The sequence below is a fragment of the Brevundimonas sp. FV1ps31S genome (genome assembly GCF_058681265.1).
Genome location: NZ_CM178735.1, coordinates 3,344,850 through 3,358,437, shown reverse-complemented (window position 1 = coordinate 3,358,437; position 13,588 = coordinate 3,344,850). Strand labels below are relative to the sequence as shown.

12 protein-coding genes are annotated in these 13,588 nt (G+C 67.7%); 8 read left to right on the top strand and 4 right to left on the bottom strand.

From position 1 onward, the window contains the following. Positions 1 to 12 precede the first annotated feature (12 nt). Positions 13 to 1,314, top strand: coding sequence for a flavin monoamine oxidase family protein (locus ACVPT3_RS16130; protein ID WP_492041853.1), 1,302 nt, complete (start codon positions 13 to 15; stop codon positions 1,312 to 1,314). Then, positions 1,311 to 2,069, top strand: coding sequence for an endonuclease III (gene nth / locus ACVPT3_RS16125; protein WP_492041852.1), 759 nt, complete (start codon positions 1,311 to 1,313; stop codon positions 2,067 to 2,069). The genes ACVPT3_RS16130 and nth overlap by 4 nt, the downstream gene beginning before the upstream one ends. On the opposite strand, the gene ACVPT3_RS16120 is transcribed toward nth, so the two are convergent. Next, positions 2,066 to 2,533, bottom strand: coding sequence for a MarR family winged helix-turn-helix transcriptional regulator (locus ACVPT3_RS16120; protein ID WP_492041851.1), 468 nt, complete (start codon positions 2,531 to 2,533; stop codon positions 2,066 to 2,068). The two genes, nth and ACVPT3_RS16120, sit on opposite strands and share 4 nt — an antisense overlap. Positions 2,534 to 2,676: 143 nt before the next feature. Between ACVPT3_RS16120 and ACVPT3_RS16115 the strand changes: the two genes are divergently transcribed. After that, positions 2,677 to 4,155, top strand: a complete 1,479-nt coding sequence (locus tag ACVPT3_RS16115) for a methyl-accepting chemotaxis protein (protein ID WP_492041850.1) — start codon at positions 2,677 to 2,679, stop codon at positions 4,153 to 4,155. A 50-nt stretch (positions 4,156 to 4,205) separates the two neighbouring features. Here the strand turns inward: ACVPT3_RS16115 and ACVPT3_RS16110 are convergent, their stop codons facing one another. Beyond that, positions 4,206 to 4,595 carry a MarR family winged helix-turn-helix transcriptional regulator gene (locus ACVPT3_RS16110; protein WP_492041849.1) on the bottom strand — a complete coding sequence of 130 codons (390 nt, stop codon included), beginning with the start codon at positions 4,593 to 4,595 and terminating at the stop codon, positions 4,206 to 4,208. 277 nt (positions 4,596 to 4,872) lie between these two features. On the opposite strand from ACVPT3_RS16110, the gene ACVPT3_RS16105 reads away from it, so the two are divergent. After that, positions 4,873 to 6,363, top strand: coding sequence for a methyl-accepting chemotaxis protein (locus ACVPT3_RS16105; RefSeq protein ID WP_492041848.1), 1,491 nt, complete (start codon positions 4,873 to 4,875; stop codon positions 6,361 to 6,363). Here the strand turns inward: ACVPT3_RS16105 and ACVPT3_RS16100 are convergent. Next, on the bottom strand, positions 6,360 to 7,232 hold the full coding sequence (locus tag ACVPT3_RS16100) for an ATP-grasp domain-containing protein (protein WP_492041847.1): 873 nt from the start codon (positions 7,230 to 7,232) through the stop codon (positions 6,360 to 6,362). The genes ACVPT3_RS16105 and ACVPT3_RS16100 overlap by 4 nt on opposite strands. A gap of 92 nt (positions 7,233 to 7,324) precedes the next feature. On the opposite strand from ACVPT3_RS16100, the gene ACVPT3_RS16095 reads away from it, so the two are divergent. Then, a complete protein-coding gene (locus ACVPT3_RS16095; protein ID WP_492041846.1) occupies positions 7,325 to 8,341 on the top strand; it encodes an adenosine kinase in 1,017 nt (338 codons plus the stop codon). 165 nt (positions 8,342 to 8,506) lie between these two features. On the opposite strand, the gene ACVPT3_RS16090 is transcribed toward ACVPT3_RS16095, so the two are convergent. Continuing rightward, entirely contained in the window at positions 8,507 to 9,637 is a 1,131-nt protein-coding gene (locus ACVPT3_RS16090) for an aromatic ring-hydroxylating oxygenase subunit alpha (protein ID WP_492041845.1), read from the bottom strand. Between the two features lie 109 nt (positions 9,638 to 9,746). On the opposite strand from ACVPT3_RS16090, the gene ACVPT3_RS16085 reads away from it, so the two are divergent. The 3 genes from ACVPT3_RS16085 to ACVPT3_RS16075 all read left to right on the top strand — a co-directional run bounded on the left by ACVPT3_RS16085 (position 9,747) and on the right by ACVPT3_RS16075 (position 13,532). Continuing rightward, positions 9,747 to 10,694, top strand: coding sequence for an alpha/beta fold hydrolase (locus ACVPT3_RS16085; RefSeq protein ID WP_492041844.1), 948 nt, complete (start codon positions 9,747 to 9,749; stop codon positions 10,692 to 10,694). Further along, positions 10,691 to 11,314, top strand: a complete 624-nt coding sequence (locus ACVPT3_RS16080; RefSeq protein WP_492041843.1) for a class I SAM-dependent methyltransferase — start codon at positions 10,691 to 10,693, stop codon at positions 11,312 to 11,314. Before ACVPT3_RS16085 ends, ACVPT3_RS16080 begins: the two co-directional genes overlap by 4 nt. 106 nt (positions 11,315 to 11,420) lie before the next feature. Next, positions 11,421 to 13,532: a transglycosylase domain-containing protein gene (locus ACVPT3_RS16075; protein ID WP_492041842.1), complete on the top strand. Its 2,112-nt coding sequence runs from the start codon at positions 11,421 to 11,423 to the stop codon at positions 13,530 to 13,532. The last annotated feature ends 56 nt before the right edge of the window (positions 13,533 to 13,588 follow it).

Below are 13,588 nucleotides of genomic sequence, written 5' to 3'. Positions count from 1 at the left end.
TGTCCTCGGCCCATGAGCGACCGCGCCCGAGCCTCCAATCCGCTGCCGTCCCGGGTCGATGTCGTCGTGATCGGCGCGGGCGCGGCTGGGATCGCCGCCGCACGCCGGCTGATGCGGCCCGGCCTGTCGGTTCTGGTGCTGGAAGGCCGCGACCGGATCGGCGGGCGCGCCTGGACGGCGCGGGTCGAGGGCGAGGGTCTGGACATGGGCTGCGGCTGGCTGCACTCGGCCGACGACAATGTCCTGGCCGGGCGGGTCGAGGCCGAGGGGCTGACGCTGGACCAGACGCCGCCGCCGTGGCGGACCCAGGCCTTCGACCACGAGATCACGCGGGCCGATCTGGCCGAGTTCGGCGAGGCCTTCGCCGCCTTCGACCAGCGTGTGACGGAAGCGGCTGGGCGGGGCGAAGACCGGCCCGCGTCCGACTTCTTCGACCCCGACTGTCGCTGGAACGCACGGATGGACGCTATCTCGGGCGCCCTGAACGGGGCGCGGTTCGCCGAGGTGTCCAGCCTGGATTACGACGCCTATGGCGACACCGGGGTGAACTGGCGGGTGCGCGAGGGCTATGGCCGTCTGATCGCCCGTCTGGGCGAGGCGGTGGCTGACGCGGTGGTGCGCGACTGCGCCGTGCGCCGGATCGACCGGTCCGGCCCTCTGCTGCGGTTGGAGACCAGCCGGGGCGAGCTGACGGCGCGGGTGGTGATCCTGACGGTTCCCAACAGTCTGATCGCCACCGAGGCGGTGCGGATCGATCCGCCCGTTCCGGCCTGGCTGGAGGCGACGGCGGGCGTGCCTCTGGGGCTGGCGTCCAAGGTGCATATGACGGTGCGGGGCGCGGGCGATTTCCAGCCTGACACCCAGTTGTGGACCCGGATCGATACGGCCGAGACCGGCGGCTATCATCTGCGGCCGTTCGGGCGGCCGATGATCGAGGCCTATTTCGGCGCCGACCTGGCCTGGGGGCTGGAGGCGCAAGGCCCCGCCGCCCTGGTCGATTTCGCCGTGTCCGAACTGGTCGCGGCCCTGGGGTCGGGCATGCGGCGGCGGCTGGAGGCCGTGGCCGTGTCGAACTGGGGCGTCGATCCCTGGTCGCGCGGCGCCTATTCCCACGCCCTGCCGGGCCATGCGGGGGATCGGGCGAAGTTGCGGACGGCGGTCGAGGATCGGATCTTCCTGGCGGGCGAAGCCACGGCCCCGGTCTATTACGGCACGGCACACGGCGCCTGGATGGAGGGCGAACGGGCGGCGGATGCGGCCCTGACCAGCCTGGGTCTTGACCCGCGTCGCGACGACGGCGACAGCGAGGCATGACGCCGCCCAAGGCCCGAAAACCTGTCGCCAAGCCGCGCAAACCCGGTTCGAACCGCCCGGCGGTGATGACCGGCGCGTCCGTTCCGGTGCTGCGCTGGCCGCCGGACGAGGACCGGGTCGAGACGATTTTCGAGCGTCTGTCCGGCGTCATGCCCGAGCCGAAGACCGAGCTGAACTTCTCCAACCCCTTCACCCTGGTCGTCGCCGTGGCCCTGTCGGCCCAGGCGACGGACGTGTCGGTCAACAAGGCGACCGAGCGGCTGTTCCGGGTGGCGGACACGCCGCAGAAGATGCTGGCCCTGGGGGAGGAGGGGCTGATCCCCTACATCGCCTCCATCGGCCTGTATCGCGGCAAGGCCCGGAACGTCATCGCCCTGTCCCGCCTGGTGCTGGAAAAGCATGGCGGCGAGGTGCCGTTGAACAGGACCGATCTGCAGGCCCTGCCCGGCGTGGGGCGAAAGACCGCCTCGGTCGTGCTGAACGAGCTGGGGATCGAGGCCGCCATCGCCGTGGACACCCATGTGTTCCGCGTCTCGCACCGGCTGGGCCTGGCCAATGCCGGCACGCCAGACAAGGTGGAGGCCCAGCTGTTCAAGGTCGTGCCGGAGCAGTGGCTGCCCAAGGCGCACCACTGGTTGATCCTGCACGGCCGCTACACCTGCACGGCGCGCAGGCCCAAATGCCTGGCCTGCGTCATCGCCGACCTGTGCCCGTCGCGGGCGGGGCTGATGGCGCTGGGAGACGCGGGCGGTTAGGCCTCGGCCGTTTCGATTTCGGCGTTCATCTTTTGAAGCAGGGTGCGCAGCTGGGCGATCTGCCGATCCGAAAGGGGAAGGCGTTTCACCACCTCGCGGCGCACATCCAGAACCTGTTCCCGCACGCCCCACGCCGCCTCGGTCGGCTGGACCCAGACCTTGCGCTCGTCCTTGTCGTCGCGTTGGCGGGTCAACAGGCCGGACGCCTCCATCTTCTTGATCTGAGGGTTCAAGGCGCCGGTGTCCATATGGGTGCGTCGCCCGATGTCGCCCATGGTCAGCGGGCCGTCCGTCTCCCATAGCGCCAGGAGGATCAGGTACTGTGGATGTGTCAGGTTCAGCGGCTCCAACAGCCGCCGATAGATGCGGGTCACCAGACTGCTGGTCGTTTGCAGCGCGAGACACAGCTGGGCGTCGATCTCGAGATCAGGAATGCGTGTGTCGTCGGGCTTCAAGCGTGCCATGGGCTGTCGATCTGATGCGTGAGCGTACCGTAGAACGAACTTCATCACGAGGAAATATATATTTTGATAATATCATGGTTGATATAATCAATTGTTATCCAATCGCCCCTACTCCTCTGCGCAACAAGGCAGAGGAATATGGCATGTTCGGCAAGACACAGCGGCGGCGCGACGAGGCGGAACTTCACGAACTGCGTAGCGTCGTCACGGCGGTGAAGCGTTCCCAGGCGGTGATCGAGTTCGAGCTGGATGGCACGATCATCACCGCCAACGAGAATTTCCTGGCGGTCATGGGCTATAGTCTGGACGAGGTCCGGGGACGCCATCACCGCATCTTCATGGACTCCGCCGAGGCTGACGCGCCCGCCTATGCGGACTTCTGGCGACGACTGAACGCCGGTGAGTTTTTCTCCGACAAGTTCGTGCGTTACGGCAAGGGCGGCGCGCGCGCGGTGATCGAAGCCAGTTACAATCCGATCTTTGACGCCGACGGCAAACCCTACAAGGTCGTCAAGTTCGCGACCGACGTCACGGCGGTGGAAGCGGAACGCGAGCGTCGCACCGAGGCCGATCGCGTGGCGGCCGAGGTTCAGACCTCAGTGGTCCAAGCCACAGGGCGCGGCCTGTCCGCCCTGGCGGCCGGGGACCTGTCTTACCGGATCGATGAAACCTTCCCCGGCGAGTATGCGATCCTGCGCGAGGACTTCAATCGGGCTATCACGGCCCTGGACCAGGCGGTGGCGGTCATTCGCGGCAATGCGGGCTCGATACAGTCCGGCGCCAACGAGATCAGCAGTGCGGCCGAGGATCTGTCGCGGCGTACGGAACGTCAGGCGGCCGGGCTGGAAGAAACGGCCGCCGCTCTGGATCAAATCACCGCCACCGTGCGCAAGTCGGCCGAAAACGCCCAGGCCGCCGACACGGTCGTGGGCCAGACCCGGGCCCAGGCTGAGACTGGCGGGGGCGTCGTTCAACGCGCCATCTCGGCCATGGGCGAGATCGAATCGTCCTCGAAACAGATCGGCGACATCATCGGCGTGATCGACGAGATCGCCTTCCAAACCAATCTTCTGGCCCTGAATGCGGGCGTCGAGGCCGCCCGCGCCGGCGATGCCGGTCGCGGTTTCGCCGTGGTGGCGTCGGAAGTGCGGGCCCTGGCCCAGCGCTCGGCGGACTCGGCGCGCGAGATCAAGACCCTGATCTCGACCAGCAGCACCCAGGTCAAGAGCGGGGTCGTGCTGGTGCGTGAATCCGGCGAGGCGCTCACCGCGATCGCCGAGCGGGTCAATGAGATCACCCATCTGATGGGGGAAATCCGCGCCTCGACCCAGGAACAGGCCCTGGCGCTGAACGAGGTCAATACGGCCGTTAACGAGATGGACCAGGTCACCCAGCAAAACGCCGCCATGGTCGAGCAATCGACCGCCGCCAGCCTGAGCCTGAACCGCGAGGCGGCCGATATGGCGCAACTGGTCGGCCGGTTCCAGGTCAGCGAGGGCGGGGCTCCGGCGCCGATCCGCCAAGCCCAGGCCCGGATCAAGGCTTTCGCCGTCGAATCCTCCGCGCCGGTCAAGCCGCGTCTGGTCGCCGGCGGCGGGGGCGGCGGCTGGGAGAGCTTCTAGGCGCGCAATCGTACCTCAACTGACAGACGGAGGTCTTCGCGCCAGACAGATCAGGGCTTGGTCGTGACGAGGCCGGGATCTGAGTCCAGGCGGGTCGAGAGGGTGTTCAACACCCGTTGCGTGGTCTCCAAATCGGCTTCCGGAATGTCCTGGAAAAGGCGGTCGCGCATTTCGGCCGCCAGGACGTCCAGCTCCATCAGGGCCTCGCGTCCGGCGGGCTCCAGAAGGATCAGACGGACGCGACCGTCTCCGAGCACGCGGCGCCGGCTGACGAACCCGAGTTTCTCCAGCCTGTCGAGCTGACGTGTGAGGCTGGGCCCCGAGATTTCAAGACGTTGAGCCAGCTCTGTCTGTGTCAGCCCCTTGGGCGACTCATCCAGGAAGTATAGCAGGCTCGTCCGGACAGCGGCCTTTCCAGAAGCACGACGGGCCTCGGCCATGATGATGTGAAAGCGCCGGGACGACAGAGTTATAGCGAAAGCGATTCTCAGTTGCAGAGCTTGGCGGCGCGTTAATCCTGCGGATAGAAACGGCAACAGCGGCGGATCCTCAAGGCTGCATCATCTAATTGCAACGGTATCTCAGCCGTTACGGGGGTTTTGTACAAGTACGTAGCAACCGCAGACTTGGATGATTATCCGTACTAAATATATCAGCTCAATGTCGTAATGATTTGGTGGCAGACGTCGGGCAGAAAAAGAGTTGAAGACGGCCGCCATGAAATCGATCTTCCGAACCAAGCCCGCCCCGGACTCTGTCGAGACGGCGGAAATGCGCAGTGTCCTGGCGGCGGTCCATCGGTCCCAGGCGGTGATCGAATTCGAGCTTGATGGGACGATCATCACCGCCAATCCGAATTTCCTCGCCGTCCTGGGCTATCAGCTGGACGAGGTTCGGGGCCGCCCTCACCGCATGTTCATAGACCCGGCCGACGCCTCCTCGCCCGCCTATCTCGACTTTTGGCGGCGACTGAATGCGGGGGAGTTCATCGCCGACAAATTCGTGCGTTACGGCAAGGGCGGCGCGCGCGCGGTGATCGAAGCCAGTTACAATCCGATCTTCGGGGCGGACGGGAAACCCTACAAGGTGGTCAAGTTCGCCATCGACGTCACGGCGGCCGAGCTGGAACGCGAACGGCGCGCCGAGGCCGATCACGCGGCGGCCGAGACCCAGTCCGCGGTGGTCAAGGCGACGGGGCGCGGCCTTTCGGCCCTGGCGGCCGGCGACCTGTCCTATCGCATCGACGAGGCCTTCCCCGGCGATTACGCGATCCTGCGCGAAGACTTCAATCGCGCCATCGGCGCCTTGGACCAGGCCGTCGCCGTCATTCGCGGCAGTGCCGGATCGATGCAGTCGGGCGCCAACGAGATCAGCAGCGCGGCCGAGGACCTATCGCGCAGGACTGAACGTCAGGCCGCCGGACTGGAGGAGACGGCCGCCGCCCTGGACCAGATCACGGCGACGGTGCGCAAGGCCGCCGAGAACGCCCAGTCCGCCGACACGGTCGTGGCGCAGACACGCACCCAGGCCGAGACCGGCGGCGGCGTCGTCCAGCGCGCCATCACCGCCATGGGCGAGATCGAGAAATCCTCGGACCAGATCAGCCAGATCATCGGCGTGATCGACGAAATCGCCTTCCAGACCAACCTCCTGGCCCTGAACGCCGGGGTCGAGGCGGCCCGCGCGGGCGAAGCCGGGCGCGGCTTTGCGGTGGTGGCCTCCGAGGTGCGAGCCCTGGCCCAGCGGTCGGCGGACTCGGCGCGCGAGATCAAGACCCTGATCTCGACCAGCAGCACCCAGGTCAAGGGCGGGGTCGTGCTGGTGCGCGAATCCGGCGAGGCATTGGCGGTGATCGCCAAGCGCATCAATGAGATCACCCATCTGATGGGGGAAATCCGCGCCTCGACCCAGGAACAGGCCCTGGCCCTGGCCGAGGTCAATACGGCCGTCAACGAGATGGACCAGGTGACCCAACAGAATGCTGCGATGGTCGAGGAATCGACCGCCGCCAGCCTGAGCCTCAATCGCGAGGCGACCGATCTGGCGCAACTGGTCGGGCGGTTCCAGGTCAGCGAAGGCGGGGCCGGCCAGGCGCCGGCGCCGATCCGCCGGGCCCAGGCGCGGATCGAGGCCTTCGCCGCCGAGTCCGCGCCGGCCAAGCCGCGTCTGGTCGTCGGCGGGGGCGGCGGCGACTGGGAAAGCTTCTAGGCGTCCAATCTCGCCATGACGGCGCGGGCGAAGCCGGCGCCGTTGGCGGGGTCGTGGTCCAGATAGAAGTCGGGCTCGATCAATTCGGCCTCCATCAGCACCCAGGCGCCGGCGTCGTCGCGGGCCAGGTCGATGCGGGCGTAGAGCAGGGGTTCGTCGATGGCGGCCAGCACCTGTTCGGCCAGGGCCATGGCCGCCGCGTCCGGCGTCACGGCGGTGTAGAGGCCGCCGAACTGGATCTGGATGCGGAAGTCGCCGGGGACCGGCCGCTTGTTGACCGCATGGCTGAACCGGCCGCCGAAGAAGAGCAACGAGGTCTCGCCCTCGGTCTCGATCGATTTCAGATAGGGCTGGATCATGGCCGGGCCTTGCGGGGCATCGGTCAGGGCCTGGCCCGGCGTCAGGCGCAGGGTGCGAAAGGCGCCGGCGGACACCGTCGGCTTGACGATCAGCACCGGTGCGCCGGTCTCGGCGAAGGCGGCGTCCACCTGGTCCTGGGTGATCGCCTCGCTCCAGCGGGTCGGGGGAATGGGCACGCCCTTGTCCGCCAGCCGGCCCAGATAGGTCTTGTCCGAGTTCCAGCCCAGCACCGACGCCGGATTGGCGACCGGCAGGCCCGCCTCGGCCCAGGTCGTGCAGGCCTTCAGCCAGCGGGCGTGGTCGCGGTGATAGCCCCAGGCGATGACCGGCAGGATCAGGTCGTGGCCCGCAAGACCCGAGGCGTCCTCGACATGATCGGTCCAGGGCGTCGGGACGACGCTCGCGCCGCCGCTTTCCAACGTCGCCATCAGCCGTTCGAGCACCTCGGGCCAGCGACCGGCGTAGGTCTTGTCGGCGGGATCGGGGGTCAGGACGGCGATCTGGGTCATGACGCCTCCGTATCGCAACGCGCCGCCACATATAAGGGCTTCCTTATATGTTTTCGGGTGACGTCCGGGGCTTCAACCGCTAAGGCGCGACCATGACCCAGAACACCGCCCAATATGACGTCTGTGCTGTCGGCAACGCCATCGTCGACGTGCTCAGCCCCTGTGACGCCGCCTTCCTGACGGCTCAGGACCTGGCCCCCAACTCCATGCAGCTGGTCGACGCCGAACGCAGCGCCGCCCTGTATGAGGCCATGGCGCCGGGGGTTGAGGCCTCGGGCGGTTCGGCCGGCAACACCGTGGCGGGCGTCGGCTCGTTCGGCGGGCGCGCGGCCTATATCGGCAAGATCGCCGATGATGTCCTGGGCGAGGTGTTCAGCCACGACATCCGCGCGGCCGGCGTCCATTTCGATACTCCGGTCCTGACCGGCGGGGCCGACAAGGGCTTCGGCACCGGCCGCTGCCTGATCAACGTCCTGTCGGACGGGGCGCGGACCATGGCGACCTTCCTGGGCGCCGCCAACCAGCTGTACGCCGACGACATCGACGAGGCCCTGATCGGCGCCAGCCAGATCGTCTATCTGGAAGGCTATCTGTTCGACCCGGCCCCGGCCCGCGCCGCCTTCGAACGCGCCGCCGCTGCCGCGCACAAGGCCGGCCGCAAGGTGGCCATCACCCTGTCCGACACCTTCGTCGTCGCCCGCTGGCGCGCCGAACTGCTGAGCTTCATCGAACAGTCGGCTGACATCGTCCTGGCCAACGAGGCCGAACTGGGCGCCCTGTTCGAAACCGATGATTTCGACGCCGCCGCCGCGAAACTGGCCGCCATCGTCGAGATCGCCGCCGTGACGCGCGGCGAACACGGCTCGGTCGTGATCCGGGGCGAGGAGCGCGTCGTGGTCGCCGCCTATCCGGTCGCCAAGGTGATCGACACCACTGGCGCCGGCGACCAGTACGCCGCCGGCTTCCTGCTGGGCGTCGCGCGCGGCCTGACGCTGGAAGAAGCCGGCAAGCTGGGCTCGCTGGCCGCCTCTGAAGTCATCGCCCACTGGGGCCCGCGCCCGATGGTGAAGTTGGCCGATCTGGCCGGTGAGAACGGGTTGAAGTTGTAATCTCTTCTCCTTCTCCCCTTGCGGGAGAAGGTGGCCCGAAGGGCCGGATGAGGGGGCGGCGGTGGGCCAGTTCGCACCACCGTGCCCCTCACCCTTTCGCGCAAGACCGATCGCTGACGCTCTCGGGCGCTCAAGCCCTCTCCCGGCGGGAGAGGGTGCGCCGTGTCAGCTCTTCCACCGCAGAGTCGTGGGCTGGATCGGGTTGACGAACGGTCGCCCCTCGGCGCGGCTCTTCGCCCATTCGCGCTTCAGCTGCTGGTACCATTTGGCCTGTTTGTCGGCGTCGTCGATCCAGATCAGGGCGGGGTCGTAGCGCAGGCCCTCGTTCTGCAGGTTCACCATGCCGCCGTCCTGTTTCAGGAAGGCGACCACCCCCATCCGCAGGAAGGGTTTGGCCAGGTCGAAGACCCAGTGGTCGGACCAGAAGATCTGGGTGATGCGGGTCCTGGTCTCGCTGATCGGGGTCAGGCAGGTCAGGGCCAGGACCTGTTTTTCGCCCACCTGGATATGTTCCCAGCGGTAGCCGGGCAGGCGGAAGGTGATCTCCGTCGCGGGGGCGCCGCCCAGGATCTTGTAGAGCCGGCTGTTCGACGACGGGGCGTGGCGCGCCATGGCCCAGCCGAAATCGGCGGGGATGAAGGCCTTGGCCTTTTCGTGCATCGAGTGCTCGGACCGCCACCACCATTGCTGGTGGACGTAGGGGCCGTGGGCCGGGTCCATCAGGCCGACGACGGCGTGGTCGATATGGCTGTCGAAATCCATCGTCTCGACCAGTTTCGGCCCCGCCCCGACGACGCCGGGGAAGACCGGGGGCTCGTGGTCGGGCTCCATGGGGTTGCGGGCGTCCGAAGCCATCCAGACGAAGACCATCCCCTGGCTCTCGCGCACGGGGAAGGCGCGCACCTTGATGCGATTGGCCTCGAACGCCTGATCCTCGACCAGGGAGGGAATGGCGGCGCAGACCCCGTCGGGGCGGAAGCGCCAACCGTGATAGGGGCATTCGATGGTCTCGCCCTCGCCGGGCTTTTCGACCAGTTTCCCCGCCGACAGGGGCGCGGCGCGGTGGGGGCAGATGTCGCGCATCGCATAGACGGCCCCGGCGCGGGTGCGGCCGATCAGGACGGGCTCGCCCATGATCTCATAGCGTTTCAAACCGGCCGGAGCGACGTCGCGCGACAGGGCGACGAAATACCAGGCGTCGGAGACGAACCCCTTGCCGAAGGGCTGGGCGCCCGCCTTGGAGGGGGCGGCTTCGGCTTGAGGGGACTGGACGGGGGGAGCGTCTACAGGCTTCATGAGCGCCTCATAACAGAGGGAGGCAGGGTCTGTCCTCTCGCAGCTCGCAGAGAACTTTACAAAGCAAAGTGTAGGCGGCATAAGAGCCGTCTCACAGGGGAGTTTCATCATGTTTCGCGCCTTAGGTCTCGCCGCCATGCTGTTCGTCGCCTCCGCCGTCCAGGCTCAGGACGGGCATGGGGCTCATCCCGACAAGGGACATGCGCACGGCCATCATCACGCGGAGTTCGCCTCCGACCGCATCCATGTCCGCGTGGACGGCGAAGCGGGCGGTCGCGACATCATCCTGATCCCCGGCCTCAGTTCCTCGCCCGAAGTCTGGCAGGGCACGGTCGACCATCTGGGCGCCGGCTGGCGGGTGCACCGGATCCATGTCCAGGGCTTCGCGGGGGCCCCGGCTGAGGGCAACGCCCAGACGGGCGCGACGCCGACCCCGGTGGCGGCCCCGGTCGCCGAGGAGATCGCCCGCTATATCGCCGAACAGGATCTGGAGAAGCCTGCCGTGGTCGGTCATTCGATGGGCGGGACCATCGGCCTGATGCTGGCCGCGCGTCATCCCGACAGCGTCGGCAAGCTGATGGTGGTGGACATGATCCCCTTCATGGGCGCGATGTTCGCGCCGCCTGGCGCTTCGAACGAGGCGATCACCACGATGGCCGATCAGGTCTACGCCAGCATGGCCTATGTTCCTCGCGCAGAGTACGACGAGCGCGCGACGGTGTCGCTCACGGGCATGATCGCGACCGAAGGTTTGCGGGCCGGCCCTCTGGAAGACAGCCGCACGAGCGATCAGAAGGTCTCAGCCGCCGCCTTCCGCGAACTGATCGTGACAGATCTGAGGCCTGAATTGTCCCGTATCGTCGTCCCGACCGAGGTGATGTACGTCAAGTTCAACGATCCGCGCATGACGCCCGAGATTACCGATCAGATTTTCCGCAGCAGCTTCACCAACCTGCCCGGCGTGACGCTGAAGCGGATCGACGACAGCGCCCATTTCATCATGCTGGACCAGCCCCAGGCCTTTTACGGCGAGCTGGACGCCTTCCTGGCGCGATGAGTCATCCGGCGGCGGATCGGATCGTCGGTCTGTACGAGGACAGGGCGGCCGACTGGATCAGGGATCGCGGCGCGACCCTGTATTCCGGGGCGCGCGGGCTGGACGAGGCGAAGTGGCTGGATCGTTTCGTCGCCGACCTGCCGCCGGGCGCGTCCGTTCTGGACGTCGGATGCGGCTCGGGCTGGCCGATGGGCGCGGCCCTGTTGGAGCGGGGGTTCGGGGTCGTGGGGCGGGATTCCTCGCCGGCCCTGATCGCCCATGCGCGGGAAACCCTGCCGGCCGGCGTCTGGGAGACCGCCGACATGCGCGACCCGCCGCCGGACGGCGTGTTCGACGGCGTTCTGGCCTGGCACAGCCTGTTCCATCTGACGCCCGAGGATCAGGGGCGTGTCCTTCCCGCCCTGGCCCGTCTGGTGGCGGACGGCGGGCGGCTGATGTTCACCAGCGGCCCCGCCCATGGCGAGACCATCGGCGAATGGCGCGGCGAACCGCTGTATCACGGCAGTCTGGACCCCGCCGCCTATCGCGCCCTGCTGAGCGAGGCCGGGTTGTCGGTGGAAGGCGATGGGGCCGAGACCGGCGTCTGGCTGGCCCGGCGCGCCTTTCTTTCGGCGAAATAGCCGCTCACGCTGGCGTGAACTGAGCGGAGCCGTTTCGGCGGCGGTTCATACGGGGTACACATCCGTAGGGCTAATCCCGCCGATGCGCGGTTCTTGAGGATATTCGATGGCGGGTCCAGGGTTCGGGGGCGGACAGCAGGGCGGCGCAAAGCCGGCCCGCACGCGGCTGCAACAGGCGCTCTACTGGGGCGCGGTGCTGGTCGTTTGGGGGCTGATCTTCCTGGTCGTCTTCTTCGCGGTGTTTGCGCGCGGCCTGCCGGACACCTCGACCCTGTACAATGTCGATCGTCAGCCCTCGATCACCTATCTGGACCGCAACGGCGCCCTGATCGCCACCCGGGGCACCCAGATGGCGCCGCCCGCCGATCTGGACGCCCTGCCCGACTATGTGCCGGCGGCCTTCATCGCCATCGAGGACCGGCGCTTCTACCACCACCCCGGTTTCGACCCCATCGGCATGATGCGGGCGGTCGCGACCAATATGCGCGCCGGCCGGGTGGTCCAGGGCGGATCAACCCTCACCCAGCAGCTGGCCAAGAATCTGTTCCTGACCCCCGACCAGAACCTGCGCCGCAAGGTGCAGGAGCTGATGCTGGCGGTCTGGCTGGAGATGAAATTCTCCAAGAAGGAGATCCTGGCCCTGTATCTGAACCGGGTCTATTTCGGCGCCGGCGCCTATGGGATCGAGGCGGCGTCGCAGCGCTATTTCGACAAGTCGGCCAAGGATCTGACGGTCGGCGAGGCCGCGCTGCTGGCCGGGCTGCTGAAGGCGCCGTCGCGCTATTCGCCCGTGTCCGAGAGCGAGCGCGCCGCCACCCGCGCCACTGTCGTGCTGAACGAGATGGAAGAGGCCGGGGTCATCACCGCCGCCCAGCGCGAGGAGGCCGTCACCCAGCCGATCATCGTGTCGCGCACTCTGGCGACCCAGCACGCCCAGTACTTCATCGACTGGCTGGACCAGTCGATCCGCGGCCTGGTCGGCGAACCGACCGAGGACATGGTGGTCGAGACCACCCTGGACCTGACCCTGCAGACCGCCGCCGAACGTTCGGTGCGCCGCATCCTGAACCGCGATGAGGGCAAGGGCGTCGAACAGGCGGCCCTGGTCGCCCTGGACGGCGACGGCCGGGTGCGGGCCATGATCGGCGGCGGCTCCTATGCCGACAGTCAGTTCAACCGCGCCGTCGACGCCCGTCGCCAGGCGGGTTCGGCCTTCAAGCCCTTCGTCTATCTGGCGGCGGTCGAGGCCGGCTATACGCCCCAGACCCCGGTGGTCGATCAGCCGATCACCATCGGCAACTGGTCGCCCAAGAACTATTCCAACACCTTCAGCGGAAACATGACCCTGGCCCAGGCCGTGGCCCAGTCGACCAATACGGTGGCGGCCTATGTCGCCGACCAGATCGGACGCGACAGCGTGGCTCGCGCCGCCCGTCGCCTGGGTATCGAAAGCCGTATCGGTCTGGAGCCGGCCATGGCCCTGGGCGCCGTCGAGGTTTCGCCACTGGAGATGGCCACCGCCTATGACGCCTTCGCCAACGGCGGCCGCCGGGTCGACGCCTATGGCATCAGCCGCATCCGCACCCCCCAGGGCCGGGTCATATATCAGCGGGCCAGCGGCCAGAGCGGTCAGGCGATCAACAACCCGTCGCTGTACTACATGAACCAGATGTTGCGCGGGGTCATGACCTCGGGCACCGGGCGCAGCGCGGCCATCGCCGGGCGCGATCTGGCGGGCAAGTCGGGCACGACCTCGGACTATAAGGACGCCTGGTTCGTCGGCTACACCGGCGGCTTCGTCACCGCCGTCTGGGTTGGCAAGGACGACAACACCGCCATGCGCGGCGTGACCGGCGGCTCGTCGCCCGCCGCGATCTGGAAGGGCTTCATGGAGGCGGCCCTGCCGCGCCTGAACGCGCCGCGCATCCCGGACGGCCCGCCCATGCCCGAGGGCTGGACTGCGCCGGACCCGATCGGCGACCTGATGTCGGGTCTGGGCCAGGGCGGCCTGGACGAAGGTGGAGCCCCGGTCGAGCCGGTCGATCCGAGCCTGGGCGCCCCCTATGTGGAAGAGCCGGTCCAGCAACCGTCTCAACCGGCGTCGAGGCCGCCGGTCGTCCGCCCCACCTCGCCCCAGCCCGCCCCGCGCGACACGCCGGACCAACAGCTCGAAGGCCGTTTGCCGGCCGAGAAGCGAAGCGACCCATTGTTCTTCTGATCCCCCCCCGTTGGGGGAGGGGGACCGCCGCGCTCTTCGCGCGGGGGTGGAGGGGG